This is a genomic window from Devosia sp. (genome assembly GCF_017744655.1).
GTDB lineage: Bacteria > Pseudomonadota > Alphaproteobacteria > Rhizobiales > Devosiaceae > Devosia.
Window position 1 is genome coordinate 98,854 of the sequence record NZ_JAGIAW010000006.1, and the last position, 25,688, is coordinate 124,541.

Consider the following 25,688-nt stretch of genomic DNA (forward strand, 5'->3'; position numbering starts at 1 on the left):
CATCGTCACACCCACCAATTCCCCGATCAGGCTCTCGCAATGCCCGCAGGTGAACGGCACCGGGTTATGCTCTAGACCCTCTATGAATTCGTCCACCGTCGTCGGCGCCCCTTCCATACGAGGTATCTGGACGCGCCTGGTCGTTGGTCTCTGGCAGTTCGCGCAGAGGCAATGGAGGACGAAAATGCGAGCCGGACGCGTTCCTTCAAACATCTCGTTGTTCCTGTTCTGTTCTCATTCACATTCAAAGCGCAGAACGCTCGGAGAGTCGAGAGCGATTCGAGAGGTCGTTAAGAGTTTTCCTATTGGGGTACGTTTCGTATCTTTTTAGCTTGACGCTTCAGGGTACGATATGTACCTTTCTTTCCATTAGATCACCGAGGCGATGCCTCTAGGGAGATGGGAAATGAACGCTGAAAACATTCTCCGAGTGGCCGACGCGATCGAACAGCACGCAATCAAGGACCTCGGCTTCAACATGGCCGGGTATTGCGACCGCACGACCCCGGATGCGCCAGATCATACCGGCCACCATTGCGGAACAACTGCCTGCATAGCGGGCTGGGCTATCGCAATCGAACACCAGCTGACCGGCGAAAGCCTCCTTGAAGAGATCACGAGGCGCCCGGTCGTGTCCGACGCAGCTGCCAGTTTCCTTGGCATCGACGGTCATCAAGCAAGTGACCTCTTTTTTGCCGGCAGCCACCCGGAGCACTCGGATAATTGGCCCGCGATTTCCGCCGAGGCCGCAGTCCGCACGCTCCGTCACTTAGCCGCTACAGGCGAAGTCGACTGGACCGCCTAATCCCTTCCCCCAGTAGGAGCGGCGGGCCTGTGCTGTGATGGTGCAGGTGCTGATAAGGCAACCGCCGGTTTATTCTATGACCACGACCGACTTGAATTTGGGCGACCTCATCAGCGCCACCGTTGCCAAGCAGCTCGATGCGTCCTCCGTCGAGAAGGAAGTTGAGACGCGAGTGTCGAAGCTCGTGGTCGAGGCCGTCGACCGGGCGCTGCGCGGCTACTCCGAAACGGCAAAGCTTATTGAGAAGGCCGTCGAAGATGCTCTGCGCGTCGAGCGGCTTGACCTTCCCAGTTATGGCGTCACCGTTGCTGCAATGCTCAGAGCCCAGATCGAAGGCAAGGTGTCAGAGCTCATCGCTGGCACCCTCGCCGCTGAGATGGATGAACTTCTCAATCTGGCGCCGAAGACCGTCAAGCTGTCCGAAATCGCGAAGGACATGATTGAGAACAGACATGGCGATGAAGGCTATGGCCAGGTGATCACAGTCATCGTCGAGCATGCCGATCGTGGCTATTCACACATCTATCTCGACGAAGAAGAGGTCATTGAACCGCGCGAAAAGTATCGCTGCCAGCATCGACTTGCTATCGACCCAGAGGGCAAGATTTACGCCGCGACAGTCGCAAACCAAGACCTGAAGAAAACCACTCGGTTTGGCCACTTCTATGGCATCGACCAGAAGCTCCGTGCCTACGTCGCTTGCGGCACCAAGATCGTCATCGAGGAGGATGATGTTGTCACCACAGTGGGAGACTGCTGATGGCCGGCACCCCAGGACTCAGGACCATCAACGGCAACCGCCCCGGTTACACGCTCTATGGCAGCAGGAAGAAGCGGTATGCCCCTCCCCTGACTGCTGAGCAGCAGGCCAAGTTCAACGCCAAGATGGACGCCGCTTGCGCTGCGCTCGAATCCGGCAATGCGGAAGAGTTCTTCGCATCCATCCGTGAGGGCAATGCTGCGCTTGACCGCAATGACGATCGCGAAGCCCGCAAAGCCGTCGAAGGCGATACCGACCTCAACCACGATAATCTGGAGGGAGGGGAATGAGCCCGGTCACCCTAGCCGAATGCCCTCCCGGTCTCTTCTGGTTCAATGGCTCGCTGTGCTTCAAGAGCGAGTATTCGAGCGTCGTCTCCGGGAACCAAAACCAGCCCGACGCCTATGTCGTCGCCAGCGGGGAGTACTTCTGGGGCGGCGCCAAGTCGAGCGCTCTGCGATCTGAGCTGCTCGTCCAGCCCATCCACTATGAGACCGCCGTCGAGGCGATCAAAGGGGATGATCTATGAGCGCCGCCACCAAGCCCCATTCCCTAGTCCATGACGCTCTGGCCGTACTTACTGGTTTGGCTCTGCTGGCGTTCTTCTATGGCCTGCTGGCTTGCGCTTTCTGGCTTCGGTTCGATGAGCCGATGTGGGGCGTCCTATTGGTCCCGGCCAGCTTCGCACCGGGAAGTGCCTTCTGATGGCACACCCCGTCATGAAGCTCATCGACATGCTCGTGAACCGTCCCGGCTGGATCTTCTGCGGCATGTACCAAGACCCGCCCGAACCTCCGTCTGGCTTCACCCTCGAGACCAAGGAAGACGGATTCTTGGGCTTCGTTACCCACTATCGGTTTGTTCCGGAGGTGAAGTCGTGAGCCATCCTGTTTCAGGTCCAATTTCTCCCGAGGAGCTTCAGCGCATCGCCGAGCTTCCTTACGGGAAAGCCTCTGCTGAATTGCGCAAGCATGATCCTGCATGGGGGCTGACGACGGCAGACAATCCGAACATCAAGTGGGACGTCGTGCTGATCGCAAGCGTGCCAGTGACTACAGTCGTTACGGTAGAAGCGCCCGACGAGAAGACCGCGCAGAAGCTCGCTATGGCGACGAAGGTCCACCGCAACGATTGGGAAGTCGACACGTACGCCAGCATCGAGGACATCGAAGTTGAAAGCACGGTGCCAGCATGAAAGCCACCTACCCCATCGGCAATGGCCTCCCCCTCTTCAAACTCCCAGACGGGAAGTTCATGGGCGCCTTCTCTCAGCGTCTTGTCCCTATTCAACCTCCCTCGCCTTCTGCTGGGGCTTCCCAAAAGGTGGCGGCATGAATCTGCGCATCCTCAAGAAGCTGTCGAAGCGGGCCGCGCCGTTGCTGGTGACATTGGGCGATCACCGCGAGCACTTCCGCGCCGCACATGCCCGGACCGGCGACAATTACCATGGCTTGATTGGCTTCCCGCGGAAGAACTGGGAGCGTTCGCCATGCCATCCGACCTACCAGCCGACAGGCACCGGACGGGATCGCATTCGGGTCACCACGCGGCGCGGACGCGCAATGGTCCTGGCAGAGCCATGCCACCCGCTCAAGGGCACCGCCATGGTCGGCGCAGTCTCTGGCTACTACGAGCCCGAGTGGGACGAAGAAACCGCATGGGAAGCACTGACGCGCCTCGTCTACACGCACTTCACAGACTGGTGCGCTTATCCCGACCCATTGCCAACCAGGCGCATCCGTTCGGTCAGCGACGTCTTCGCCGCGGCCGCTGACATCATCAATGAATACGACATCCTGCCTTCTGCTGGGGCTGATCGGAAGGAAGCAGCGTAATGGCTGAAGAAACCGGAATCGAATGGACCGACAGCACGTTCAATCCATGGTGGGGCTGTACGAAGATCAGCCCTGCATGTGATCACTGCTATGCGGCAGATCTCGACAAGCGCACCGGCGGCAATCACTGGGGCAACGTCCCGCGCCGCCGCACGAGCGAGAAGAATTGGAATGAGCCGCGCCGCTGGCAGAAGAGGGCCGCAGAGTTTCAGGCCACCCACGGTCGCCGCCAGCGCGTCTTCTGCGCCTCAATGGCCGATGTCTTCGATAACCAGGTGCCGCCGGAATGGCGGGCCGACCTATGGGCACTTATCCGAGAATGCCCTGATCTCGACTGGCTGCTCCTGACCAAGCGCCCTCAGAACATCGGGAAGATGCTGCCGTCCTTTTGGGAAGATATCTCCGACCATGTCTGGCTTGGGACGACCATCGAGGATGACAAGCGAGCCGAGCAGAACATTCCTCACCTGCTGGGGCACTCCGCGGCCGTACTTTTCCTATCCGTTGAACCGATGCTCGGGCCGATTGACTGGAAACGCTGGCTTCCAACCGGGCGCCCGGCGATCCGTCCGGGCGGCGAACCATTCATCGCACCCAACTATTTCATGACCAAGTGCGAGCACTGTGGATGGAGCGGATCGACGGAATTTGTCGGGTACGACAGTTGGGGCGACGATTCCGACTGCTATTGCCCCTCATGCAATAACTCGTTCCTGTGCGACGAGACCTACGAAATCGACTGGGTGATCGCTGGCGGCGAAAGTGGTCCGCAGGCGCGCCCATCTCACCCAGACTGGTTTCGTGCCCTGCGGGACCAATGCGCCGCCGCAGATGTGCCGTTCTTGTTCAAGCAATGGGGTGAGTGGCGCCCGCGGGGCCCGGCCAGCATGGGCTATCCGCCCATCGACGGCGTTGCCCAACTGCGCATCACAGACAAAGGCGAGAATGGCCAAGACCTCGCGTCCGAGGGCGGCAATCAGGTCTGGCTAAACCGCGCAGGCAAGAAGGCTGCCGGGCGCAAACTCGATGGCGTCACCCATGAGGGATATCCGAGGACAGCCCATGCGTAAGCTCACCGACCAAGAGCGCCAGCTATTGCGCTTCGTCTCGGAAGTGGGCGGCAGCTATTGCCCCGGCTCAGACACCACCGCCCGCATTCCCAGAGACGGCCACAAGTCCCTCAAGCGTATGGCTAAGGATGGCTTCCTCATCATTGAGGATACCGACGATGGCCCTCGCTTCACCCTCACGACTCAAGGACAGGAGGAAGCCAATGGCTGAGCGCAGCAATCGGCGCGAGGTCCGCAATCCTGTTCTGGCATTGCCCTCTATTCGGCGCCTTCAGGAATTGCCGCCAGAAGCTCGTGAGGCAGTCCGAGACATCCTCGCCGACCTGGTCGTGGACGCCCGCGGCCGCGCGCAAGCGTCGTGGCTCAAGAACAAGGGGCCAATGGCGGCCTATTGGAAGGCCGTCGGCGCTTACGCCCATCACATTCGCGGAGCGCTTCGCTGATGCCCCGGCATAACTTCTCCGCCAAGGTGAAGCGGCAAGCGCGCGAACGCTCTGGCGGCCACTGTGAGGCCGTTGGCGAGGTCTATGGCCTTCCGGCCGGCCAGCGCTGCAATGCCGCTCTAGAGGGCAAGCGCGTAGAGATAGACCACTATCCAATTCCGGCAACGGACGAAGGCAGCGACCTGCTCGAAAACGCTGTTGCCTGCTGCACCAAATGCCATGGCCACAAGACGGCTACCTACGACGTGCCGATGCAGGCCAAGGGCAAGCGGGTCGCAACGCGCCATCTCGGCATTTCGCGGCCCGGCACCTTGCCCGGCGCTCGCATCAAGTATTCCCGAGCTCGAGGCGTCTGGGTTGACCGCGCCACCGGCCAAATCGTGGAGGCTCCGACATCATGACCGATCTCAATGAACTACTTGAGAGAGTGAAGAAGGCTCCGGGGCCCGATCGTGAGCTAGACGCGGACCTTGCGCGGGCGCTCGGATGGGCCTTCATCGAAGGCGACGGCGAGGACCGCATTCCTCTCGCACTGCCCTGCTTCACCTTCTCGGCTGATGACGCAATGCGTCTCGCGCAGAACGCTCTACCGGCTCGCTGGGAAATAGCCATGGGCACCTGCGGCGAGGAGGACATGCCGTGGGCCTGTCTCACTGAGCCGGACGAACCTTGCCGCGATTTCTCGGCAAACGCCCCAACAATGGAGCTGGCGATTGTCGAGGCCCTGCTTTCGGCCGTCATCGCCATCGGAGACCAGTCATGAGCAAAGAGAACAGGGTGTCGGACGAACTGGCTGCTTGCCCTTTCTGTGGCGGCGAAGCGGAAATCAGGGTTGATGCCGAAACGGATTCTTTCGATCTCGGCTGTTCCACCGATGGGTGCGCTGCGATCTTGATGTGGGCCGGTGAGGATACGCAATACCTCGACGACGCCGTGTCCGCCTGGAACCTCCGCACCCTCTCCCTTCCAGCACAGGAGCCGGTGAGTTTCGAAGGCCTGCCGAAGCGGAAGCTCGATGATTTGGTCGGTCGAGGCTGGGAAGTGGTTGGATATGCCCTGCAGAATGGCGAGCAGCGCTATGGGTTCATCACCACCGGCGGCTTTGTCGGCTGGTGGCTTCCCGAAGACTATCCGCTGCACACTTCCGGCGAGCCGCCACAGCCAAAGGCGGTCATAACGGAGGAGATGGTGGAGCGGGCGATGAAAGCCTATTGGGCTGGCGATGCTAGTGATGGAACTGGCAAAACCTCCATGCGCTCCGCCCTCACCGCCGCCCTGAAGGAGGCTTGAGGATGGGAGCTGAAAATCCGAAAGCTTGGGTGCTGGCGCCGGTAGAGCCGACGGCGGCAATGGTAGAGGCGCACTATCGGGCCCACGCAGAAGCCGAGACTGTGTTTGCCGATGCGCAAGCCGTTTGGGCCGCCATGATCGCTTGTGCTCCCAACCATATTCCTGACGCCGGGGAGATGGTTGAAAGCCTTCAGCGCGGCGTCCAAGAGCACGTTCCCTATGAGGGGCATTGGAACATCGGTGACGCCGATAAACTGATGCTGCAGGCTGCCGCCCTCATCACTTCCCAGGAGGCGGAGATCGAGCGCCTTGCAAAGGAACGGGACGACGCCAGCGCGGACGCCTATAAGGCCAACAAGGCGGCCGACGCGATCAATGCTGCGCTCAAGGAAACCGGCGAGCGTGCAGCGAAGAACTGGCGGGACTTCCGCGATCTCAGGATCGAAATCACCGGTGATGGCCCGATGTGCCGTGACTGCGCCGATGAAAACGGCCGCTGCCCACACTCCGGCCAGCCATGCGATCCTGACGAAGCAGTTGAGGAACAGATCGCCAAATGGAAGGCAGAAGGATTCCGCGACAAGATTGCTCTTGGCGCCACCGCCGAAGAGATCCTGCGGTTTCGGGATGGATATCCGAACCCGGCCGGGGGATCGAAAATCTTCTATCGATACACCATCGAGCAGGCCCGGTACCGATATGCCGACGCCGTCATAGCTGCCCGATCCACCACCAAGGAGAAGGGCAATGGCTGAAACGCTCTACATCGTGCGCGGATTCAATTTGTCTGAGGGAGCGTGGACGCAATACGTCATCGCAACTTCTCCGGGCAAAGCAGTCGACCTGGCCACCACGCGAAAGCCATGGGACTTGAGCCGGCCTATCGAAGTGGAATTGCCGACTGACTTCATTGACGGCCGCCAAGCTCTTTCCGAAGGAGAGCAGAATGACTGACAAGGAAAACGTCACCCTGCCCCGGATCATCGACGCCCGCCTCTATGGCCCTCAGTGGGGCGGGAAGCCGATGAACCTTATGCGGCTGAGTACAATTAAGACCAACCTGGGGTTGAAGCCATGAAGATGCGCGAGAAAATGGCGCGAGCTCTTTGCAAAGCAAGAGGCATCGATCCCGATAGGCAGGGTCACGACGGCTGGCCTCCATACTGGCCGCATGTCTTGCCAGAGGTGGACGCGATGCTCGATGCCCTCATGGAGCCGACTGAAGGGATGATTGAGGCGAACAAATCCGTCGACCATCTTGAGCCTGACCTGCCCGATGTTCTCGGCGAATGGAAAGCAATGATCACCGCAGCGAAAGAGGGTAAGTAGATGACGCGCCTCATCGGCCTATCCCTCCTCTTCCTCATAGCCCTTGCTTTGATAGGCGGGCATCAGATGGGGTGGTGGTGACATGCCGCTACTCACCCCGAAGGACGTCGCCAAAGAGCTTGGCGTCAGCGAAAGCCAAGTGCGGGCTCTGACCGAAGAAGGCGCCCTGCCCTCAATCAATATCGGCCTATTGGGCCGCCGGCCGACAAGGCGATATGATCCAGCCGACATTGCGGCGTTCATGCAAGTCCGGAGGGAGACGAAGTGTCAGTCTACAAGCGCCCCAGCGCCAGCACGTACTCGTACGACTTCCGCCTCGGAGGCCGTCGATTTAGCGGAGATACGGGCAAGACTCGCGAGCGCGAAGCTCGACAGGAAGAAGACCGCATCCGGCGCGAGCAGAAGGCCCGGCTAGACCAGCTCAACGGCAATTTCGGCGCTGACATCACCGTCGGCGCCGCCTTCACCCGCTACATGCTCGAGGTCGGCCAGTACCATGCCCAGGCGTCCACGACGCTTTCGAACCTCGAATGGCTCCAGCTACATCTTGGCAAAGATCGATCGCTACTCAGTGTGGGCGAGAACGAGGTTTCATTTCTCGTGGCGCGCCGCAGGCAGGATGTTCGACGTGTCGGAAAACTGGAGAACCGCGGCAAGACCGTCAGCAACGCCACCGTCAACCGGTCATGCACTGAGCTGCTGCGCAAGGTGATGCTGCGCGCTGCGCTGAAATGGGGCGTGAACGTTCAGAAGATCGACTGGGCCGACCACATGCTGCCCGAGCCGAAGGAGCGCGTCCGCGAGGCAAAGCCTGACGAAGAGGCCGCCATCATGGACGAGCTCGCCCGCGGCTACGACGTAGCGGTTGAATTCGCCGTGCTCACCGGCTGCCGCCGCATGGAGATTGTTGGCCTCACATGGCAGCGCGTCGACTTCTTCAACCGGCAATTCACGGTGATCGGGAAGTTCGACAAGGAACGCTCGATCCCAATGAGCAATGCGGTTTTCGAGCTGCTATGGGCAGAGAAGAACCACGACCCGGTGCACGTCTTCACCTATGAGGCCAGGCGGACGGACAAGCGCAAAGGCATCCACCGCGGCGTGCGGTACCCGATGACGGACGCCGGCCTGCGCACCGCGATGCGGCGAGCCGTGTCGAATGCTGGAGTGGAGAATTTCCGGTTCCACGACACGCGGCATACGGCCGCCACGCGCATTCTGCGCAATAGCAACCTCAGGGTCGTGCAGAACCTATTGGGCCATTCAGACCCATCGACCACGGCGAAATACGCTCACGCGGTCGCAGAGGATATCCGTGCCGCCATGGAAGCAACCACTCCCACGAGACTTCCCACGGATGAAGTTGAGTACCGCCTCAACACTCTGAAGAAAAAGAAGAAATCAGGATAGGGGCACATTTCCCCCAGACAAATGCGCTACCAGGCTGCGCTACGCCCCGACTGCGCGGAGACATAGACAAACAGGTGTTTTGACGCAACCCTGATTTTTCCGAGAATGGAAACAAAGGGCAATTTGAGTGTGGAAGCGCACAGCTTGGTGAAGCAGGCTCCCTGACATAGCTTCTGTTGCGCGACCTTCGTTGGGAGAAACCCACCTTGCCTACCCGGCTCGTCAAAACACTTGGCCATCATGTCGCGCCGCCGCGCTTCGTGCTGTTTGCCGTCACCATGGTGGTTCTGAGCGGCCTGGCCGCATTGGCCGGGATCGAACTGCAGATTGCCGTTCTGGCCAGTTTTAACGTTGCTACACTGGTTTTTCTGATTTCGGCGCTGCCGCTGCTGAATGACGATCTGGCGAGGATGCGCAAAACGTCTGCCACAAATGACGCCAACCGCGTCGGGCTGCTGGCGATCACCCTGCTCGTCCTGCTCATTGTGCTCGTTGCCGTGGGATCGTTGATCGCGCATCCGGATACGAACTGGTTCGAGGTGCCGCTGATCCTCGTGTCACTGGCATTGGCATGGGTTTTCGCCAACACCGTTTTCGCCTTTCACTACGCCCATCTTTACTATCAGCAGCTAGAGAAGAAGGATCGGGCGGGGCTGCACTTCCCCGGTGGGAGCGCGCCCGATTACTGGGACTTTCTCTATTTCAGTTTTACGCTCGGCATGACGTTCCAGACTTCGGATGTGACGATCGAAGGGGCGCATATGCGCAAGATCGCCCTGGCGCACGGCGTCGTGGCTTTCCTGTTCAACCTTGGCATTCTGGCTTTTGCGATCAATACGATCGGCAGCCTCTACAGCTAGGCTGGCTGAAGCTGGGCTTCCGGGTCCGCCGAGGCGTCACGGGGATCGTGGCCGTGCGGCTTGCCGTAGAGGCCGATATTCTCATCGCCCCAGGCATGCAGGGCCAGGAGGATGGGCTTCATCGTGTTTCCGAGTGGCGAAAGCGAATACTCCACCTTTGGCGGGACCTGGGCATAGACCTTGCGGGTGATGAGGCCGTCTTCCTCCAGCTCTCGGAGCTGATTGGTCAGCATGCGCGGTGTCACCTTGCAGAGGTGCCGCTGGATGGCATTGAAGCGCAGAGTGCCGTCCTTCATCAGGTGAAAGAGGATCACAGACTTCCATTTACCATCGATCAGCCCGATGGCGGCCTCGACGGAACAGCCGGGGCTGCAATCGAAACGCGAGTGTCGGGCCTTGGCCATTTACAGTATCCTTTTTGATAGTATGTGCAGTCTTTGATCGTATTGCACGATAGCGAAGGTAGGCTCATCTCCAGCTCACAGCAAGCACAGAGGAGCTGAATGATGAAAGCCGTTGGCTACACAATCGCCGGACCGATCGATCGCGCTGAGGCGCTGGTGGATATCGAAATCGACCGTCCTCGTGCCGAGGGGCACGACATCCTGGTCGAGGTCGCGGCCGTTTCGGTCAATCCGGTGGATGCCAAGGTGCGGCAGGGGTCGAATGCTGCCGATGGGCAGTGGAAGGTGTTGGGCTGGGACGCGGTCGGCCGGGTGGTCGAGATCGGCGATGCTGTCACGGGTTTCAAGCCGGGTGACAAGGTCTATTATTCAGGCTCAATCGCCCGGGCCGGTGCCAATAGCCAGTTTCATCTGGTGGATGAGCGTATTGTCGGGCGGAAGCCGAATACCCTCTCCAATGCCGAAGCGGCGGCCCTGCCGCTGACGGCGATCACTGCCTGGGAGATGCTGTTTGACCGACTGGATGTGCGGAAGCCGGTGGCCGGGGCGGCCAATGCCATTCTTATCGTGGGCGGCGCGGGTGGGGTTGGGTCGATCACCATTCAGCTGGTGCGCGCCCTGACGGACCTAACAGTGATTGCCACCGCCTCGCGGCCGGAGACCAGCCAGTGGGTGCGCGATCTTGGCGCGCATCATGTGATCGATCACAGCAAGCCACTGGCCGAGCAGGTCGAGGCACTGGGCATCGGAGCGCCGGCCTTTGTGTTTTCGACGACGGAAACGCAGCGGCACCTGGGCGAGATCATCAAGCTGATCGCGCCGCAGGGCCGCTTTGGGCTGATCGATGACCCGGAAACACTCGATGTGTTACCATTCAAGCGGAAGGCCGTGTCGACGCACTGGGAGCTGATGTTTACCCGGTCTCTGTTTGGCACGAGCGACATGGATGAGCAGGGCAAATTGCTCAATGCGGTTGCTGCCTTGATCGATGAGGGCAAGGTTCGCACGACCGTCAGCGAGGTGCTGCGCCCGATCAATGCGGAAAGCCTCAGGAAGGCTCATAGCCTGATCGAGACCGGCAAGGCCAAGGGCAAGATTGTGCTTGAGGGCTTTTGAGCGGCGGGCCCGGCCGGCGATTGTCGGCCGGGTTTCAGCTTCGCTTGATCTTTTCCATCGCCTTGCCCTTGGCGAGCTCGTCGATGACTTTGTCGAGATAGCGGATTTCGCGCATGGTCGGCTCTTCGATGTCCTCGACCCGGACGCCGCAGACGACGCCTTTGATCAGCGACCTTGAGGGGTTCATGCCGGGCGCGCCTTCGAAGAAATCCTCAAAGGTGGTCTTCTTTTCGAGTTCGTCTTCAAGCGTCTGCTGGCTGTGTCCTGTCAGCCAGCAGATGAGTTCGTCGACCTCGGCCTTGGTACGACCCTTCCTCTCCGCCTTGGCGACGTAAAGCGGGTAAACGCTCGCAACGCTGGTGGTGAAGATGCGGTGATTGGCCGAGGATTTCATGGCTTTCCCTTTCAGTCGAAAAGCGGCTGCAAGACCATTTCCGGCACCTTGACCAGGCCCTTGTCGGTGATGCGGATTTCCGGGATCACCGAGAGCGGGATGAGGTTGAAGCCCATATAGGGGATCGTGCAGCCAACCTGCTGCCAGGCCTTTTTCAGGGCCTTGTTTTCGGCGGCAACGTCGTGGACGCGCTTGTCGGATATGAGGCCGGCGACCGGGAGGGCGACGAAGGCTAGCACCTTGCCATCTTCAACCACGACGATGCCACCATTGGCGGCCTCGATGGTTTTGAGGGCGAGCTGCATGTCGGCTTCGTTGGTGCCGGCGAGGATGATGTTGTGGCTGTCGTGGCCGACAGAGGAGCCGACGGCGCCGTTCTTGATGCCGAAATCATGCAGGAGGCCATAGGCGATGCCGCCATTTGACTTGCCGTGGCGCTCGATGACAGTGACGAAGCTGAGATTGTCGCGCTCGAGGATGGTTTCCCAGTCATTGGCCGGGGCGATGTCCACCTTGCGATGCGGCAGGATGATGCCGGGCATTTCGATGCCGATGGCATTTGCGGTGACTGCGCCACTCGGCAGGTCGGGCACGAGTTTGATCGACTTGGGCAGGTGGACGGTGTTGTAGGCCGCGTCAGGGTAGCGGTAGCGCTGGTTGAGCGTGTCTTCGAGCAACGGGGTAACCTTGCGGTCTTCGACCATCAGGGCGCCGCCGTACCAGGTATTGACCGGCTTCAGGTCCTCATCGAGGAGGACGAGATCGGCGCGGCGGCCGCCGCCGAGGCCGCCGACTTCATCGCCCATGCCGAAGCGGGTGGCGCCATGGAGCGAGCCCATGGACCAGGCCTGTTCGGGTTTGACGCCGCAGCGGATGGCTTCGCGGACGACCCAATCGAGACCGAAGGTAAGAAGATCGTCGGCGTCGCGATCGTCGGTGCAGACGCAATAGCGCTTGTGGCTGGCGCCGCCTTCGGTGATCGGCTTGATGGCTTCGACGATGGAATTCCAGGGCGTCGCCGGATTGCCGCCGCGGAGGAAGACCCAGATGCCGGCATCGACGAAATCGTCGGAGATGTCGCGGTCGATGGCCTCGTGCGTGTCGGTGACGCCGGCTGCGGCATAGGGGGCGACGAATTCGCGGCCATAGATGTGGCCGGAAACGGGGCGTCCGCGCTTGAGGGCTTCGGCGATGATGGCGTGGCTGCGCGGATCGCCCATAGCGACGGGAACAAAATCCATCTTTTCGCCGAGGGCGACGGCTTCAGGCCACTTGTCAAAGAGGGCGCCGATCTTTTCGGGAGTGAGGTCGCCGCCGGCGGTTTCGAGATCGGGCGAGGTAGCGGGGACGGTCGAGGGGACGGTGAGGAAGATGGAAAGCGGGGCGAGGCGCGCGTCTTCGAGCATGGCTTCGACGCCGGCTACGTCCATGACATTGCCGATCTCGTGGCTGTCGCAGAAGATCGTCGTGGTGCCATTGAGCAGCGCTGCTTCGGCATAGGCGCAGGCGGTGACCATCGAGCTTTCGATGTGGATGTGGGGATCAACGAGGCCGGGGGCGATGATGCCGCCTTTGGCGTCGTAGAGGGCCTTGGGGGCTGGGCCGAGCTTGTAGGAGCCGGCCGGTTTGACAGCAGCGATGCGGCCGCCGGAGAGCCAGATTTCCTTGTCGCTGGCGATGCGCTCGGAATAGGTCGAGAGCGTGCGCGCGCCGGTGATGACGAGGTCGGCGGGCGCCCTGCCCCCGGCGACGGCGGCAAGCGTTGTGATCTGCGTGTGGAGTGGGCTCACGGAGAAGCGGGTAATCGCCATGGTTCAGGCCTTAGAGAAAGCGTGGAGGATGCGCACCCAGGAGCGAATGCCCTTGTGGAAGCTCGATAGGTCGTATTTTTCGTTGGGGCTATGGATGCGGTTGTCGAACCGGGCGAAGCCGATCAGCAAGCTGTCCATGCCGAGGCGCTGCTTGAATTCGCCGAGGATCGGGATCGAGCCGCCGGTGCCGGCAAGGGCGGTTTCGCGCTGCCATTCTTCGGTCAGCGCTTCCTTGGCCTTCGTGAGCAGGACGCCATCGAGTGGCATGGAGCGGGCGGCGGCGGTGCCGTAAGCCTTGAAGGTGACGGAGCAATCGGCCGGGATGCGGGCGCGGACGAAATCGCGGAAGATCTCGCGGATGCGATTGGGGTCTTGGCCGTCGGCGAGGCGGAAGGAGATTTTGGCGCCGGCTTTCGCGGGAATGACGGTCTTGAAACCATCGCCGGAATAGCCGCCCCAGACGCCGTGGACTTCGGCGGTCGGGCGGGCCCAGACCTGTTCGAGGACCGAGCGGCCCTGTTCGCCGGCAGGGATGGAGAGGCCGATATCGCCGAGGAATTTTTCGGCGTCGAAGGGGAGACGAGCCCATTCCGCCTTGTTGGCTTCGGGGAGTTCGGTGACGCCGTCGTAGAAGCCGGGGATGGCGACGCTGCCGTCTTCGCTGCGGAGCTGGCCGAGAATGGTGGAGATGAGCTGCACGGCATTGCGGGCGGCGCTGCCGAACATGCCGGAATGCAGATCGCGGTCGGCGGTTGTTACCTCGAACTCTTCGGAGACGAAGCCGCGCCACATGGTGGTGATGGCGGGGGTTTCGCGGTCCCACATATCCGTGTCGCAGACGAGGATGGTGTCGGCGCGGAGGTCATCGGCATTTGCGGCGAGGAATGGCCCGAGCGAGGGGGAGCCGGCTTCCTCTTCGCCCTCGAAGAGCATGGAAATGCGGATGGGGAGCCTGCCAGTGACGGTTTTCCAGGCGCGGCAGGCTTCGATGAAGGTCAGCAACTGGCCTTTGTCGTCGGAGGCGCCGCGGCCGGTGATGAAAGTTTCTCCATCGGGCTGGGGCACGAGGGTGGGCTCGAAGGGCGGCGTGTTCCAGAGGGCCAGCGGATCGACTGGCTGCACGTCGTAGTGGCCGTAGAAGAGCACATGCGGGCCGGGTGTCGTGGGGCCGTGGCCGACGACCATGGGGTGGCCTGCCGTGTCGCGCACCGTGGCATCGAAACCGAGGCCGGCGAGTTCATCGCGCAGCCATTCGGCGGCGCGGCGGCAATCGGCGGCATATTCGGGTTCGGTGGAAACGGACGGAATGCGGATCAGCTCGAAGAGCCGCTCTAGGCTCGTATCGAGTTGTTGATCGGCTTGGGCAAGAACGGCATCGAGTGTGGTCATGCGGGCGGTCGGTTCAATAGGGTTGGATCGTCGACTGGACGGCTGGCGAGAGGCCTGAGGCGGCGCTGAAGCAGCTTGGTAGAATGACCAGGCCTTTGCAACGGCAAACGTCCAGTGTGGAAAAGGCGGTGCTTTAGCCGAGGCGCAGCATGTGGTTGTCGAAGAGGAAATCGAACTGTTGCTGGGGCCGTTCGGCCCCGGCGATGCCGATCATTTCTCCCTTGCCGCTGGTGGCGATGAAGCCGGTTTGATCGGCGGCGAGACCGCAGCCATTGCGCAGGGTTTCGACGAGGACGGGGCGTTTTTGTTCGGCGTCGATGGCGATGAGCAGATCGCCTTCGGGGGAGGAGACGGCGATGGTCGATCCATCCGTCGAGGCGGCGACGGAGCCGACATAGTTGCGGAGATCGCGGAGAGTATCGGTGGGCAGTTCGATGAGGCGGATTTCGCCGTCCATGGTGGCGTAGCCGATGAGCTGGGGCGTTTCGCTGGGCGCGCCCTTGTATTGGCAGCCGAACCAGACGCGGTTTTGCACGTCCACCGCCATGTGGCGGATGGAGAGCTGGTGGAGGCCGGCTTCGAGGCGGAGTTGGCCGATAAGTTTTCCGTCGCGGCGGTCGATGAAGACCACGGAGGGGTCCATGGTGTCGATATTGAGTTCGGCACGGCCGTAGTCGGGGTGGGTCTCGATGCCGCCATTGGCGACGACGAAGGTGACCCCGTCGGGCATGAGCAGCATTTCGTGGGGGCCGGTGCCGTAGGTGGGGAATTCGCCGATGCGGCGGTAGCTGTCGGTGGCGTCGTAGATGCCGATAACGCCTTGGGCGGCCTCGAAGTCGCTTTCGGTTGCGTAGAGGAGGCGTCCATCGGGCGAGAAGACGCCGTGCCCGAAGAAGTGGCGGCCTTCGACGCTGGTGAGGGTTTGCGGGGCTTCGTTGCCGAAGGGGTCGAAGACCAAAGCAAAGGTGCCGGGTTGGCGGGCGAAGACGACGCCCCTGCCCGCTTCGCGGCTGATGGTGATGTCGTGGCCGCGATCGGGCAAATCGATCATGGAAATGACGTCGCCGCGCTCGCCCATGAGGACGGCGCCATACTTCCCAGCCGATGTCTGGATGGAGCTGGCGAAGACGAGGTCATTGGCTTCGAGGGCCAGCAATTGGCGTGGCGCAAGGCTGGCCAAGAAGCCGGCACCGGCTGATTTCAAAAAAGCGCGGCGCTGCCACACGGTCAGTCTCCGTCCAGGGAGGAGAAGCCGACGCTGAGGCCGAGGGTGGCGGAGAGCTCTTCGCCGATGAGGCGCTGCAGGTCTTGGGTTGCAATGACAAGGTCGTTCAAAGCGGCGGCTTGTGCTGGGTCGGTCACGGCTTCTTCAACGGGTGAGGTCACGACGGCGAAAGCAGCGTCGGCGCGGGCGAAGGCGGCTGTAACTTCCTCGGCGAGGGCTGGGTCCGTGACTACGCTCGACAGCTCGATGAGGCGGCGGAGGCCGTCGAAATTGGCTTTCAGCATCGGCAAGGTCTGGTTGGATCGCCAGAACAGGGCCAGTTTGGGGTTTGCCTTGCCGTCACCCTTGGCGATGAAGGGGTTTATGCGCGTATCGCGGACCGCCTCGATACCGTGGGAGACGAGGCCGACTATGGCTTCGAGGGATTCGGTGGTGGTGCGGTAGTCGGCATAGGCGGGATCGGGCTGGGTCAGGCGTTTGGCGATGCCGTCGGGATCGGCCCAGCCGGCTGCGATGTCGCTGGCTATTTCTTCGAGGTTTTTGGCCACGGCAGCGCCATAGGCACAGCGGAAGGCGCCGTCGGATGTGGTCAGCGTTTCAAAGCCGGTGCCGAAGAGGACGAATTCGAGGGCGCCAAAGCCCTGAACAGCAACGCTCTTTTGCTGGAGGCCGGGCACGGTGGCGGCGGTGGGGTCCGCTTCGGCGAGGAGCTGCTGAACCTGACGGAGGCCGATGCCTTTTCGGTCGGGGAAGAACAGAATTCGGTCGGAGCGGTTGTCTTCCATGAGCGGGCCGACGCGCAGGAATTCGATGCGGCCATAGGCCGTGGCGGCTTTGGCGAACGCTTCCTGGGCGGCAGTCAGATCGCCGTTTTCGCAGAGGACGTACATGGCCTTTGAAAGCTCGGCGGTGCGCGTTGCAAAGGCCTTGGTCTGGGGCCGGATGAAATTGGTCACGCTGGAGCGCAGCATTTCGGAGGGACTGATGATCTGCGCCGATGCCGGGGCGACCAGAAGAAAAGTTGCGAAAATGGCGGCAAAAATGCGCATCAGAGGGACCCCAGGAATTCCAAGAGATCGGCACGTTGTTTTGCCGTCATGACGGCAAAGGCGTCGCGAGATTTTTGCGCCTCGCCGCCATGCCAGAGGATGGCTTCGGTGAGGTTTCGCGCGCGGCCATCATGGAGGAAGAAGGTGTGGCCGGAAACCGTTTCGGTGAGGCCGATACCCCAGAGGGGCGGCGTGCGCCACTCGTAGCCGTCGGCCTGACCTTCGGGACGATGATCGGCAAGGCCCTCGCCCATGTCGTGCAGCAGGAAATCGGAATAGGGCCAGATCAACTGGAAACGGTGGGCGGGGTTTTCGGCTGTCTTGCTCGTGACGAATTTGGGGACGTGGCAGGAGGCGCAGCCGGCGGTGTAGAAGGCTTCCTTGCCGGCGAGGACGGCGTCGCTCTTGACGTCGCGGCGCTCGGGGACGCCGAGGGTCTGGGCGTAGAAGGTGACGAGATCAAGGACCGGATCGGGTGCTTCGCTTACGCCGAGGCGGGCCTGTTCGCCGGTGGGCATGGCGAGGCAGTCGGGCTGGTTTTCGGTGCAATCGCCGTGGGGGAGGTTCACCAACGGGGTCGAGATGCCGATGTCGCCGGCGAAGGCGGCGGCGGATTGGCTGCGGATGGTCGCCATGCCGGCTTTCCAGCCGAAGCGGCCGAGTTCGACCGTGTTGGTTTCGGGGGCAATAGTCCAATTGGGGCGGCCGGAGATGCCGTCGCCGTTCGCGTCGTCGGGATCGGCATTGGCCAAGATGTCTTCGGCTGGGATCTGTTCGACGAGACCGAGACCAATCATAGGATTAGCGATGCGCGGCGAGAGCATGACGTCGTCGGAAAGCGGGCCATAGGCGAGGTCGGCGACGGAATATTTTGGATCGCGCAGGGTGACGATTGTGCCGTCGCCGAGGGTGACTGGGAGGTCAGTGTAGTCGATGACCATGCGGCCTTCGGCGGCGAGACCGGGGACTGCAAAATCCTGAAGCTGGCTGCCGTAGGTGGGGTCGCCGACTTCGCCAGCGATGACGCCGTCCATGGCGAGGCGAGTGTCGGGCTCGATTGGTGGGACCGAGAGGCGGAGGAACATGGAGACGTTTTCCGCCTGGCCTTCGAAGGGCGGATGGCCGCGACCGTCCTTGATGTGGCAGCTCTGGCAGCCGCGGGCGTTGAATAGCGGGCCGAGACCGTCGGAGGCCTGGGTGGAGCTGGGGGAGCTGACCCAGATCTTGCGGAAGAGCGCGTTGCCGAGCTTGAACTGCTCCTCCTGCTCGAAAGTCAGGTTGTCCTGAAAGTGGCTGAAGGAGTCCTGATTGACCGAGAAGCGGGTCGTGGCCTTGCCGGCGGGGTTGGTTTCAAAACTCTCCGGTTTGGAGAAGTCGGTCGTGGGGGCGGTAACGGAGCGGACTCGGGCGAGATCGTCGCTGGTCACGTCGGTTCGCACGCCATAATCCTGAGCGAAGACCATGCCGCCGGCAAGAAGGGCGATCAGGGCGAGGGTGAGGCGGATTTGCATGGGGAAGCCAGACGCGTGCCGCGGGAGAAGGGGGCGGCTCCCCAAGTGCATTCTACTGGACATTTGATGCCGTCACACCCACGATTGTCACCCCGGCTTCAAGCCGGGGCCCATCTTGGGATTTCAGGATGGATCCCGGCCTTCGCCGGGATGACAGCCTGTGTTTGTGAGGGCCGTATGCAGGGTCTTACTCGAACACAGCGTCCGGATTGGACAGCGAGTCGCTGTCTTCGATGGTCACGTCGGCGAGTTGCAACAGGGCCACGGCGCGTTCGATGCCGCGGGTCTGGGCGATGAGGCCGTCGATTGCGGCCTGGACCACAGCATTGCCCTCGTCATTGCCTTCGCCGATCTGCTGGTCATAGGCTTCGCCGGCTTCGGCGCGGTCAGCCATGATATGCATCTTGGTCAGGGTATCGGCGAGGAGACCCTTGATTTCGGTGTCGAGGGCGGCGTCCTTGGCAGCGATCACGTCGGAGATCGAGGGGCCTTCAACGACAGTGCCGTCAACGCGGGTATATTTGCCGAGATAGACGTTCTCAATGCCCTGCGCGTCCTGCAGGTGGGAGATATGCGTGTTGTCGGAGAAGCAGTCGTGCTCTTCTTCCGGATCATGGAGGAGCAGACCGAGCTTCATGCGTTCGCCGGCCAGTTCACCGAAGCTCAGCGAGCCCATGCCGGTGAGAATGGCGGAGAGGCCGAGTTCGGGGAGCGCGGCGCGGGCGGCGCCGGTTTCGGTCCAATTGGCGACCATTTCTTCGAGGTCGGAGACCAGAAGAGACGAGGCGGCCTTCAGGTAGGCAGCGCGGCGGTCCGCATGGTCGGCGGTGGAATAGTCGGTGAAGGGGCGGTTGCCGGCGCCAGGGCCGGTGCCGTTGAGGTCCTGGCCCCAGAGCAGGAATTCGATGGCGTGATATCCGGTCGCGACGTTGGATTCGACGCCGGCGGCTTCCTGCAGCTCGTTCTGGAGGAGTTTGGGGGTGATATCGGTGGCGTCGACTTCGGTGCCGTCGATGGTGATCTTTGGATTGGCGATGACATTGGCGACGTAAAGCGCATTGCTGTCGCTCTCGGTGCCGTAGCCGGCGTCGACATAGTCGATCAGGCCTTCATCGAGCGGCCAGGCGTTCACGCGGCCTTCCCATTCGTCGACGATCGGGTTGCCGAAGCGGAAGGCTTCGGTCTGCTGGTATGGAATGCGGGCGGCCTTCCAGGCGGTGCGGGCGGCGGCGAGGGTTTCTTCGCTTGGCGTCGCGATCAGCGCGTCGATGGCGGCGTCGAGCGCCTCGGCGGTGGTCAGCGAATCTTCGTAGCCGGCCAATGCGATATTGGCGTAGTTCGCCAGCACATCTGCGTCACTGGGCGCTTGCGCATAGGCGGCGACGGGCGCAACCGAGAGCGCGAGTGTCAGGGCGAGACCGCGCAACGTGCGCTTGCCAATAGAAAGCATCAGCCATTCCTCCGGGTGAAAGCTCCAAAGGTGAGTACGCCCGTCACATTAGTAAATCAACTGCCGATGGACATGGGCGGAGGTTCAAAATAGACAGGGCGTATCAAGTTTAGAAAAACGGCCCCGGCGCCGTCGTGTGCGAAATGACCAATAGATTGCCGCTCGTTTTCGGAGCGCTGCTCGCCCTGGGTCTCAGCTATCCCATTTCAGCGCAGGAAGGCCCGATCGTGGTCTACAATGCGCAGCACGAGACGCTGGCGCAGGAATGGGCGACGGCCTTTACCGAGGAGACCGGCATTCCGGTCATCATCCGGCAGGGCGCGGATCTCGAGGTCGCCAACCAGATCATTCAGGAAGGCGCCAATTCGCCGGCGGACGTGTTTCTGACCGAGAATTCACCGGGCATGGTGCTGGTGGATGGCGCGGGGCTGTTCGAGCCCCTGCCCCAGGATATTCTGGATCAGGTGCCGGCGCAGTTCCGGCCGGAGAGTGGCAGTTGGACGGGGATTGCCGCGCGCTCGACCGTGTTCGCCTACAATAAGGACGCGCTCAGCGAGGGCGACCTGCCCAAGACCATGGCGGAGTTGGCCGAACCGGAATGGGAGGGACGCTGGGCGGCTTCACCGAGCGGGGCTGATTTCCAGGCGATTGTGGCTGCCTATCTTGTACTCAAGGGCGATGAAGCGACGCTTGATTGGCTCATCGGCATGCAGGCCAATGCGGTGATCGTGCGCGGCAATCGCGCGGCGATGGCGGCGGCCAATAATGGCGAAGTCGATGGGGCGCTGATCTATCACTACTACTGGTTCGGCGATCAGGCCGGGACCAAGGAGAGCAGCGGCAATACGGCCCTGCACTATTTTGGCAATCAGGACCCCGGCGCGTTCGTGTCGATTTCGGGTGGTGGCGTGCTCAAGTCGAGCCAGCACAAGGAAGAGGCTTTGGCCTTCCTGCGCTTCATCACCAGCGCCAAGGGGCAAGATGTGCTGCGTGATGGGCAGTCGTTTGAATACGCCGTGGGCGTCGATCACGAATCCAATCCGGCATTGCCGCCGCTGGCCGGGCTTGGTGCGCCGGCGATCGATCCGGCGCAGTTGGATACGGTGAAGGCTGCTGAACTGATGACGGAAGCCGGGTTGCTCTAGACCCATGGCGGTGTCGGTCGATTTTGAGGCGACGAAGGCGGCGACGGGCCGTCGCTTGACAGTCGGTGCCGGTCATCCCCTGGTTTTGGGTGCCGCTCTTCTGACGGGGCTGCTGAGCCTGCTGCCGCTGGGGTTTGTCGTCTACATCGCTGCGACGAGCGGCTGGGGCACGATCGCTGATCTCGTGTTTCGGCCCAAGGTTGGTGGACTGCTCGTCAATACGGTGATGCTGCTGGTTCTGGTGCTGCCGCTATCGGCGGTGCTGGCGGTGGCGCTGGCATGGCTGATCGAGCGGACGGATCTGCCTTTTGCAAAGCTGTGGTCCTGGCTGGTGATCGCGCCGCTGGCGCTGCCAGCCTTTGTGCATAGCTATGCCTGGAACGCCTTCATGCCGAGGTTTCATGGGCTGGGCGCGGCGGTGCTGGTTTCGATCCTCGCTTATCTGCCGTTTCTTTATCTGCCGGTGGCGGCGCAGTTGCGGCGGCTCGATCCAGCGCTGGAGGAGACGGCGCAATCGATGGGCAAACGGCCCCTGGTCGTGTTCTTTCTTGTTGTTCTGCCGCAATTGCGGCTGGCGATCATGGGCGGGGCGCTGCTTATTGGGCTGCATCTGCTGGCGGAGTACGGGCTATTTGTACTCACGCGCTTCGATACGTTTGCGACGGCGATCGTCGACCAGTTTCAATCCGCCTATAGCGGGCCACAGGCCAATCTGCTTGGCGGGGTGCTGGTTTTGCTTTGCCTTGGCCTATTGGGGTTGGAGACGGGGCTGCGCGGGACCGAGCGATATGCGCGCGTCGGCTCCGGCGCGGCGCGGAGGCGCGGCCCGTTGGCGCTCGGCAGGTGGCGTTGGCCGGTGTTGATCCTGCCGTTGCTTTTTGCCACGCTCTCGCTTGCCGTGCCGGTGCTGACGCTGGGGCGGTGGCTCTGGAGTGGTGGCGCTGAGATCTGGCGGTTGGATTTCATTTTGCCGGCGCTCGGGCAGACTGCCGTTCTAGCTTTGGCCGGCGCTGTTTTGACGACGCTGGCGGCGGTTCCCATGGCGTGGCTCTCGGTGCGGGCGCCGGGGCGTGTGCAGAGGGTGCTTGAGGCTTGCCATTCCTATGTCGGCGCCCTGCCCGGCGTGATCATTGCGCTGGCGCTGGTGACTATTACCGTGCAGGTGGCGCTGCCGCTTTATCAGACGCTGGCGACGCTGATCTTTGCCTATGTGCTGATGTTTTTGCCGCGGGCGCTGGTGGGGTTGCGCACCAGTATTGCCCAGGCGCCGGTTGAACTGGAACGGGCGGCAGCGAGCCTCGGGCGCTCGCCGGTTTCGGCGATCTGGCACACGACCATTCGCCTCGCGGCGCCCGGCGCCATGGCGAGCGCGGCTCTGGTGGCGCTGGGGATCACGACGGAGCTGACGGGGACTCTGATGCTGGCGCCGAATGGCACGCGGACGCTCGCCATGCGCTTCTGGTCCTATACGAGCGAGCTCGACTTCGCTTCGGCGGCGCCCTATGCGCTGCTGATGATCGTTCTATCCATTCCTCTCGTTATCATGCTGCACATGCAGTCCGACCGTCTGGAGCAAGCCTGACCATGCTTGAACTGCAAGGGATCAGCAAAAGCTACGGCGACCACAAGGGGGCGAGCGATGTCAGCCTTGTAGCGCCTTCGGGAAGCCGGACGGTCATCGTCGGGCCCTCGGGCTCTGGCAAGACGACGCTGTTGCGGCTGATTGCCGGGTTTGAGGCGCCGGATGCTGGCACGATCAGTCTCGATGGTCGGCAGTTGCATGGCGCCGGTGGTTCGGTGCCGCCGCATAGGCGCAATATTGCCTATGTGGCGCAGGAGGGCGCGCTCTTTCCGCATATGAGCGTGGGCGACAATGTCGGCTTTGCCATGCCGCGGCAGGCGGCGGACAGGACGCGGCGGGTAGATGAACTGCTTGAGCAGGTCGGGCTTCCCTCTGCATTTCGAAGCCGTCGCCCGCACGAGCTTTCGGGCGGACAGCAGCAGCGCGTGGCGCTGGCGCGGGCCTTGGCGCAAAAGCCGGATCTAATGCTGCTCGATGAACCCTTTTCGGCGCTGGATACGGGTTTGCGCGAAACGATGCGGACCATGGTGGGCGATGTGTTGCGCGATGCCGGGATTGCCAGCGTTCTCGTGACGCATGATCAGGCAGAGGCACTGGCTTTTGCCGATCACCTCGTGGTCATGCGCGATGGCCGGGTGGCGGATGCCGGGCCGCCGCAGCGGCTTTATGGACGGCCGGCGGATATCGAGACGGCGCGTTTTTTGGGCGAGGCGATCGTGTTGCGCTGCTCCATCCGCGGCGGAGTTGCGAGAACGATGCTGGGCGATGTGATGGTGCGGCATGCCGATGCCTCGCGGGTCGATGTGCTGGTTCGGCCCGAGCAGGTGGTGGTCACAGCGCAGTCGAATGAAAGCATGGGAGCGCTGGGGCGCGTCCTGCATCGATCCTATCGCGGAGCGCAGTGGCGGCTCGAAATCGACTGTCGGGATGACGGCGTCGCCGAGCCGTTCTGCGTGGACGTGCCGGCTTCGCTTGACCTCAAGCCGGGCGATCTTGTCCGGTTGAGCATCATCGACGAAGCGCACGTTCTTCCGCGCTAAAGCCTATTGGCCCCCTTGGTCATGCCGTCCATGAGGGCCTGTTCGAGGTCCATCTGTTCGAGCACTTCGCGCAGGACCATGTCGTCAAGCTCTCGGGCATCGCGGGCAGCGATGAGGCGCTTGCGGCGGGCATCGAGCAGAAGCTGACCGAGCTGGAAGGCTTCCTTGGGATCAAAACCCCAGCCGCGCTCCTGCGCTTCTTCTTCCTCCTCTTCGGCAGAAGTACGGTCGGCGCGTTTGGCCATGGCATCGGCAAGGCGTTGGGCACGAGGCGAGGTGTGGGTGCGGCGGAATTCTGCCAAGGCATCGGCATTGGCATCATGCGCCAGACGGCGCGCGAGTTGGTGCTGCTCTTCGGCATAGGCCTTGTCGTCGCCGTCTTCGAGGTTGAGGCGCTCGATGAGCCAAGGCAAAGAGATGCCCTGCACAAGCAGGGTGGCGATGGTGACGACGAAAGCCAGGGCGATGATGGCTTCCCGATAGGGGAAGGAATCGCCCGATACCGTCAGGAAGGGAATACCGGCTGCAGCGGCAAGCGTGACGACGCCGCGCATGCCGGTCCAGGAGAGGACGGCATTTTCCTTCCAGGTCAGCGGCGTTTCCGGTGTGGGCGGCGGCGGGCGGCGGCTGGGTCGCCGGCGGGGTTCGGCCAGCCTTTGCATGACGGCGCGGTGGCGACGGCGCGCGAGCACGGCTGTGGTAAAAACCCAGGCGAAGCGTACCGCGACGGTGGTGATAAAAATGGCGACGCCGGCGAGGAGCAGATCGCTGATATCGAGCCCGGCATCGAAGGCGTCATCGATGACGAAGCGCAGTTGCAAGCCGATATAGGCAAAAACGAAAGTTTCGAGCAGGGTATCGATGGTGCGCCAGAACTGGCGCTCCTGCATGCGCTCTTCGTAGCCGGACTGCGTGCCGTGGTGTCCGAGGGCAAAGCCGGCGGCGACGACGGACAGAACGCCAGAGGCGTGCAGCTCTTCAGCGACGAGATAGGCCGCAAAAGGCACGATGACCGAGAGGACCGTGGCAAGGGATGGATTGGCAAGGCGGCGGCGGGCGAATTGCGCGCCATGGCCGATTATCAGCCCTAGCACCACGCCCACTACCGCTGCGTAGATGAAATAGAGTGCCGTATTGTCGATGAAGGCATGTGTGCCGGCCGTGGTCGCCACGGCCACGGCGAGGAGAGTCAGCGCCGCAGCGTCATTGATGAGGCTTTCGCCTTTCAGCACGGTCATGAGGCCTGATGGCAGGCCCGCCTTGCTGCCGATGGCGATGGCCGTCACGGCGTCCGGCGGCGCGACGATAGCGCCGAGCACGAGGGCGGCAGCGATGGGCATGCCGGGCACTGTCCAGGTCGCGACGAGCGCCACGGCAACGGCCGAAGCGAAGACCAGAAAGACGCCTAGATTGACGATCGAACCAAGACGCTTGGCAAAACTGGTGAAGGAGAAATCGGACGCGGCGGAAAAGAGCAGCGGCGGCAACACGATACCAAGGATGATTTCGGGCTCGAGTTCGAGGCGGTGCAGACCGGGAATGAATGATGCGCCGAGACCGACTATGGCCACCAGCAAAGCCGGCTGAAAATTGCTGCGTTCTGCAAAGGCGGAGATGCCGATGGCGACGATGATGACGATGAGGATTTCGGCGAACATGATGGCTCCCGGAGGCGGCCCCGTCTCTCGCTGCAGCGGGGGTGGTAAGGCCCACTAAAGCAAATAGGCGACGGTTGCATCCAGCCAACAAGAAAATCCTGCAAATTTGGCG

General features: G+C 62.0%; 32 protein-coding genes and 1 pseudogene. 24 read left to right on the forward strand and 9 right to left on the reverse strand.

All coding sequences use genetic code 11. The annotated features are described in order from the left end of the window. Positions 1-406: 406 nt before the first annotated feature. From J7557_RS12825 to J7557_RS12915, 20 genes and pseudogenes are all read left to right on the forward strand, one after another. Positions 407-805 (forward strand): hypothetical protein, encoded by a 399-nt coding sequence (locus tag J7557_RS12825; protein ID WP_291420459.1) that lies wholly within the window; start codon positions 407-409, stop codon positions 803-805. Between the two features lie 76 nt (positions 806-881). Then, positions 882-1,565 (forward strand): hypothetical protein, encoded by a 684-nt coding sequence (locus J7557_RS12830; RefSeq protein WP_291420460.1) that lies wholly within the window; start codon positions 882-884, stop codon positions 1,563-1,565. Further along, the gene (locus J7557_RS12835; protein WP_291420461.1) at positions 1,565-1,855 is read left to right on the forward strand and encodes a hypothetical protein; all 291 of its coding nucleotides are present in this window, start codon (positions 1,565-1,567) and stop codon (positions 1,853-1,855) included. Before J7557_RS12830 ends, J7557_RS12835 begins: the two co-directional genes overlap by 1 nt. Next, positions 1,852-2,094: a hypothetical protein gene (locus J7557_RS12840; RefSeq protein WP_291420462.1), complete on the forward strand. Its 243-nt coding sequence runs from the start codon at positions 1,852-1,854 to the stop codon at positions 2,092-2,094. Before J7557_RS12835 ends, J7557_RS12840 begins: the two co-directional genes overlap by 4 nt. Positions 2,095-2,269: 175 nt before the next feature. Continuing rightward, positions 2,270-2,446, forward strand: a complete 177-nt coding sequence (locus J7557_RS12845) for a hypothetical protein (RefSeq protein WP_291420463.1) — start codon at positions 2,270-2,272, stop codon at positions 2,444-2,446. Continuing rightward, positions 2,443-2,760 carry a hypothetical protein gene (locus tag J7557_RS12850; protein WP_291420464.1) on the forward strand — a complete coding sequence of 106 codons (318 nt, stop codon included), beginning with the start codon at positions 2,443-2,445 and terminating at the stop codon, positions 2,758-2,760. The genes J7557_RS12845 and J7557_RS12850 overlap by 4 nt, the downstream gene beginning before the upstream one ends. Positions 2,761-2,896: 136 nt before the next feature. Then, positions 2,897-3,400, forward strand: a complete 504-nt coding sequence (locus J7557_RS12855; RefSeq protein WP_291420465.1) for a hypothetical protein — start codon at positions 2,897-2,899, stop codon at positions 3,398-3,400. Then, entirely contained in the window at positions 3,400-4,470 is a 1,071-nt protein-coding gene (locus tag J7557_RS12860) for a DUF5131 family protein (protein WP_291420466.1), read from the forward strand. The genes J7557_RS12855 and J7557_RS12860 overlap by 1 nt, the downstream gene beginning before the upstream one ends. After that, complete coding sequence (locus tag J7557_RS12865; protein ID WP_291420467.1) at positions 4,463-4,681, forward strand: hypothetical protein; 219 nt, start codon at positions 4,463-4,465, stop codon at positions 4,679-4,681. Before J7557_RS12860 ends, J7557_RS12865 begins: the two co-directional genes overlap by 8 nt. Beyond that, positions 4,674-4,913, forward strand: coding sequence for a hypothetical protein (locus J7557_RS12870; protein WP_291420468.1), 240 nt, complete (start codon positions 4,674-4,676; stop codon positions 4,911-4,913). Before J7557_RS12865 ends, J7557_RS12870 begins: the two co-directional genes overlap by 8 nt. Beyond that, positions 4,913-5,314 carry an HNH endonuclease gene (locus tag J7557_RS12875; protein WP_291420469.1) on the forward strand — a complete coding sequence of 134 codons (402 nt, stop codon included), beginning with the start codon at positions 4,913-4,915 and terminating at the stop codon, positions 5,312-5,314. The genes J7557_RS12870 and J7557_RS12875 overlap by 1 nt, the downstream gene beginning before the upstream one ends. Then, entirely contained in the window at positions 5,311-5,676 is a 366-nt protein-coding gene (locus J7557_RS12880; protein WP_291420470.1) for a hypothetical protein, read from the forward strand. Before J7557_RS12875 ends, J7557_RS12880 begins: the two co-directional genes overlap by 4 nt. Next, positions 5,673-6,203, forward strand: coding sequence for a Lar family restriction alleviation protein (locus J7557_RS12885; protein WP_291420471.1), 531 nt, complete (start codon positions 5,673-5,675; stop codon positions 6,201-6,203). Before J7557_RS12880 ends, J7557_RS12885 begins: the two co-directional genes overlap by 4 nt. Positions 6,204-6,205: 2 nt before the next feature. Continuing rightward, positions 6,206-6,958, forward strand: coding sequence for a hypothetical protein (locus J7557_RS12890; RefSeq protein WP_291420472.1), 753 nt, complete (start codon positions 6,206-6,208; stop codon positions 6,956-6,958). Continuing rightward, positions 6,951-7,157 (forward strand): hypothetical protein, encoded by a 207-nt coding sequence (locus tag J7557_RS12895; protein ID WP_291420473.1) that lies wholly within the window; start codon positions 6,951-6,953, stop codon positions 7,155-7,157. Before J7557_RS12890 ends, J7557_RS12895 begins: the two co-directional genes overlap by 8 nt. Further along, complete coding sequence (locus J7557_RS12900) at positions 7,150-7,281, forward strand: hypothetical protein (protein ID WP_291420474.1); 132 nt, start codon at positions 7,150-7,152, stop codon at positions 7,279-7,281. Before J7557_RS12895 ends, J7557_RS12900 begins: the two co-directional genes overlap by 8 nt. Further along, positions 7,278-7,532, forward strand: a complete 255-nt coding sequence (locus tag J7557_RS12905; RefSeq protein WP_291420475.1) for a hypothetical protein — start codon at positions 7,278-7,280, stop codon at positions 7,530-7,532. Before J7557_RS12900 ends, J7557_RS12905 begins: the two co-directional genes overlap by 4 nt. A gap of 82 nt (positions 7,533-7,614) precedes the next feature. Continuing rightward, a pseudogene (locus J7557_RS21480) lies at positions 7,615-7,776 on the forward strand (helix-turn-helix domain-containing protein); the annotation flags it as partial. A 20-nt stretch (positions 7,777-7,796) separates the two neighbouring features. Then, positions 7,797-8,942: a tyrosine-type recombinase/integrase gene (locus tag J7557_RS12910; protein ID WP_291420476.1), complete on the forward strand. Its 1,146-nt coding sequence runs from the start codon at positions 7,797-7,799 to the stop codon at positions 8,940-8,942. 206 nt (positions 8,943-9,148) lie between these two features. Next, positions 9,149-9,802: a DUF1345 domain-containing protein gene (locus tag J7557_RS12915; RefSeq protein WP_291420477.1), complete on the forward strand. Its 654-nt coding sequence runs from the start codon at positions 9,149-9,151 to the stop codon at positions 9,800-9,802. On the opposite strand, the gene J7557_RS12920 is transcribed toward J7557_RS12915, so the two are convergent. Next, complete coding sequence (locus tag J7557_RS12920) at positions 9,799-10,206, reverse strand: helix-turn-helix domain-containing protein (protein ID WP_291420478.1); 408 nt, start codon at positions 10,204-10,206, stop codon at positions 9,799-9,801. The genes J7557_RS12915 and J7557_RS12920 overlap by 4 nt on opposite strands. A 102-nt stretch (positions 10,207-10,308) precedes the next feature. Here J7557_RS12920 and J7557_RS12925 point away from each other — a divergent pair, with 102 nt between their 5' ends. Beyond that, positions 10,309-11,322 carry a zinc-binding alcohol dehydrogenase family protein gene (locus J7557_RS12925; protein WP_291420617.1) on the forward strand — a complete coding sequence of 338 codons (1,014 nt, stop codon included), beginning with the start codon at positions 10,309-10,311 and terminating at the stop codon, positions 11,320-11,322. A gap of 34 nt (positions 11,323-11,356) precedes the next feature. On the opposite strand, the gene J7557_RS12930 is transcribed toward J7557_RS12925, so the two are convergent. The 7 genes from J7557_RS12930 to J7557_RS12960 all read right to left on the reverse strand — a co-directional run bounded on the left by J7557_RS12930 (position 11,357) and on the right by J7557_RS12960 (position 20,142). Then, complete coding sequence (locus J7557_RS12930; protein ID WP_291420479.1) at positions 11,357-11,716, reverse strand: DUF2200 domain-containing protein; 360 nt, start codon at positions 11,714-11,716, stop codon at positions 11,357-11,359. Between the two features lie 11 nt (positions 11,717-11,727). Beyond that, a complete protein-coding gene (locus J7557_RS12935; RefSeq protein ID WP_291420480.1) occupies positions 11,728-13,527 on the reverse strand; it encodes an adenine deaminase in 1,800 nt (599 codons plus the stop codon). 3 nt (positions 13,528-13,530) lie between these two features. Beyond that, complete coding sequence (locus J7557_RS12940) at positions 13,531-14,916, reverse strand: M20/M25/M40 family metallo-hydrolase (protein ID WP_291420481.1); 1,386 nt, start codon at positions 14,914-14,916, stop codon at positions 13,531-13,533. A gap of 133 nt (positions 14,917-15,049) precedes the next feature. Then, positions 15,050-16,141 carry a DUF1513 domain-containing protein gene (locus J7557_RS12945; protein ID WP_291420482.1) on the reverse strand — a complete coding sequence of 364 codons (1,092 nt, stop codon included), beginning with the start codon at positions 16,139-16,141 and terminating at the stop codon, positions 15,050-15,052. A gap of 2 nt (positions 16,142-16,143) precedes the next feature. Then, positions 16,144-17,190, reverse strand: a complete 1,047-nt coding sequence (locus J7557_RS12950; protein ID WP_291420483.1) for an imelysin family protein — start codon at positions 17,188-17,190, stop codon at positions 16,144-16,146. Beyond that, positions 17,190-18,653 (reverse strand): di-heme oxidoredictase family protein, encoded by a 1,464-nt coding sequence (locus J7557_RS12955; RefSeq protein WP_291420618.1) that lies wholly within the window; start codon positions 18,651-18,653, stop codon positions 17,190-17,192. The genes J7557_RS12950 and J7557_RS12955 overlap by 1 nt, the downstream gene beginning before the upstream one ends. A 235-nt stretch (positions 18,654-18,888) precedes the next feature. Beyond that, positions 18,889-20,142, reverse strand: coding sequence for an imelysin family protein (locus J7557_RS12960; RefSeq protein WP_291420619.1), 1,254 nt, complete (start codon positions 20,140-20,142; stop codon positions 18,889-18,891). A gap of 152 nt (positions 20,143-20,294) precedes the next feature. On the opposite strand from J7557_RS12960, the gene J7557_RS12965 reads away from it, so the two are divergent. Genes J7557_RS12965 through J7557_RS12975 form a run of 3 tightly spaced genes read left to right on the forward strand, consistent with a single transcriptional unit; the run spans position 20,295 to position 23,918 of the window. Then, positions 20,295-21,296, forward strand: a complete 1,002-nt coding sequence (locus tag J7557_RS12965; RefSeq protein ID WP_291420484.1) for an iron ABC transporter substrate-binding protein — start codon at positions 20,295-20,297, stop codon at positions 21,294-21,296. Positions 21,297-21,300: 4 nt separating this feature from the next. Beyond that, positions 21,301-22,878, forward strand: coding sequence for an iron ABC transporter permease (locus J7557_RS12970; RefSeq protein ID WP_291420485.1), 1,578 nt, complete (start codon positions 21,301-21,303; stop codon positions 22,876-22,878). Beyond that, on the forward strand, positions 22,875-23,918 hold the full coding sequence (locus J7557_RS12975; protein WP_291420620.1) for an ABC transporter ATP-binding protein: 1,044 nt from the start codon (positions 22,875-22,877) through the stop codon (positions 23,916-23,918). Before J7557_RS12970 ends, J7557_RS12975 begins: the two co-directional genes overlap by 4 nt. Here J7557_RS12975 and J7557_RS12980 read toward each other — a convergent pair. Further along, positions 23,915-25,576: a Na+/H+ antiporter gene (locus tag J7557_RS12980; protein ID WP_291420486.1), complete on the reverse strand. Its 1,662-nt coding sequence runs from the start codon at positions 25,574-25,576 to the stop codon at positions 23,915-23,917. The two genes, J7557_RS12975 and J7557_RS12980, sit on opposite strands and share 4 nt — an antisense overlap. Positions 25,577-25,688 lie beyond the last annotated feature (112 nt).

Excerpts from the sequence above, each read along its gene's own strand:
- J7557_RS12855 (WP_291420465.1), top strand. The coding sequence starts at position 2,897 with ATGAATCTGCGCATCCTCAAGAAGCTGTCGAAGCGGGCCGCGCCGTTG.
- J7557_RS12900 (WP_291420474.1), top strand. The coding sequence starts at position 7,150 with ATGACTGACAAGGAAAACGTCACCCTGCCCCGGATCATCGACGCCCGC.
- J7557_RS12925 (WP_291420617.1), top strand. The coding sequence starts at position 10,309 with ATGAAAGCCGTTGGCTACACAATCGCCGGACCGATCGATCGCGCTGAG.
- J7557_RS12830 (WP_291420460.1), top strand. The coding sequence starts at position 882 with ATGACCACGACCGACTTGAATTTGGGCGACCTCATCAGCGCCACCGTT.
- J7557_RS12860 (WP_291420466.1), top strand. The coding sequence starts at position 3,400 with ATGGCTGAAGAAACCGGAATCGAATGGACCGACAGCACGTTCAATCCA.
- J7557_RS12935 (WP_291420480.1), bottom strand. The coding sequence starts at position 13,527 with ATGGCGATTACCCGCTTCTCCGTGAGCCCACTCCACACGCAGATCACA.
- J7557_RS12880 (WP_291420470.1), top strand. The coding sequence starts at position 5,311 with ATGACCGATCTCAATGAACTACTTGAGAGAGTGAAGAAGGCTCCGGGG.
- J7557_RS12895 (WP_291420473.1), top strand. The coding sequence starts at position 6,951 with ATGGCTGAAACGCTCTACATCGTGCGCGGATTCAATTTGTCTGAGGGA.
- J7557_RS12875 (WP_291420469.1), top strand. The coding sequence starts at position 4,913 with ATGCCCCGGCATAACTTCTCCGCCAAGGTGAAGCGGCAAGCGCGCGAA.
- J7557_RS12845 (WP_291420463.1), top strand. The coding sequence starts at position 2,270 with ATGGCACACCCCGTCATGAAGCTCATCGACATGCTCGTGAACCGTCCC.
- J7557_RS12965 (WP_291420484.1), top strand. The coding sequence starts at position 20,295 with ATGACCAATAGATTGCCGCTCGTTTTCGGAGCGCTGCTCGCCCTGGGT.
- J7557_RS12930 (WP_291420479.1), bottom strand. The coding sequence starts at position 11,716 with ATGAAATCCTCGGCCAATCACCGCATCTTCACCACCAGCGTTGCGAGC.
- J7557_RS12825 (WP_291420459.1), top strand. The coding sequence starts at position 407 with ATGAACGCTGAAAACATTCTCCGAGTGGCCGACGCGATCGAACAGCAC.
- J7557_RS12955 (WP_291420618.1), bottom strand. The coding sequence starts at position 18,653 with ATGGTCTTCGCTCAGGATTATGGCGTGCGAACCGACGTGACCAGCGAC.
- J7557_RS12865 (WP_291420467.1), top strand. The coding sequence starts at position 4,463 with ATGCGTAAGCTCACCGACCAAGAGCGCCAGCTATTGCGCTTCGTCTCG.
- J7557_RS12920 (WP_291420478.1), bottom strand. The coding sequence starts at position 10,206 with ATGGCCAAGGCCCGACACTCGCGTTTCGATTGCAGCCCCGGCTGTTCC.
- J7557_RS12940 (WP_291420481.1), bottom strand. The coding sequence starts at position 14,916 with ATGACCACACTCGATGCCGTTCTTGCCCAAGCCGATCAACAACTCGAT.
- J7557_RS12835 (WP_291420461.1), top strand. The coding sequence starts at position 1,565 with ATGGCCGGCACCCCAGGACTCAGGACCATCAACGGCAACCGCCCCGGT.
- J7557_RS12980 (WP_291420486.1), bottom strand. The coding sequence starts at position 25,576 with ATGTTCGCCGAAATCCTCATCGTCATCATCGTCGCCATCGGCATCTCC.
- J7557_RS12950 (WP_291420483.1), bottom strand. The coding sequence starts at position 17,190 with ATGCGCATTTTTGCCGCCATTTTCGCAACTTTTCTTCTGGTCGCCCCG.
- J7557_RS12905 (WP_291420475.1), top strand. The coding sequence starts at position 7,278 with ATGAAGATGCGCGAGAAAATGGCGCGAGCTCTTTGCAAAGCAAGAGGC.
- J7557_RS12885 (WP_291420471.1), top strand. The coding sequence starts at position 5,673 with ATGAGCAAAGAGAACAGGGTGTCGGACGAACTGGCTGCTTGCCCTTTC.
- J7557_RS12890 (WP_291420472.1), top strand. The coding sequence starts at position 6,206 with ATGGGAGCTGAAAATCCGAAAGCTTGGGTGCTGGCGCCGGTAGAGCCG.
- J7557_RS12840 (WP_291420462.1), top strand. The coding sequence starts at position 1,852 with ATGAGCCCGGTCACCCTAGCCGAATGCCCTCCCGGTCTCTTCTGGTTC.
- J7557_RS12970 (WP_291420485.1), top strand. The coding sequence starts at position 21,301 with ATGGCGGTGTCGGTCGATTTTGAGGCGACGAAGGCGGCGACGGGCCGT.
- J7557_RS12870 (WP_291420468.1), top strand. The coding sequence starts at position 4,674 with ATGGCTGAGCGCAGCAATCGGCGCGAGGTCCGCAATCCTGTTCTGGCA.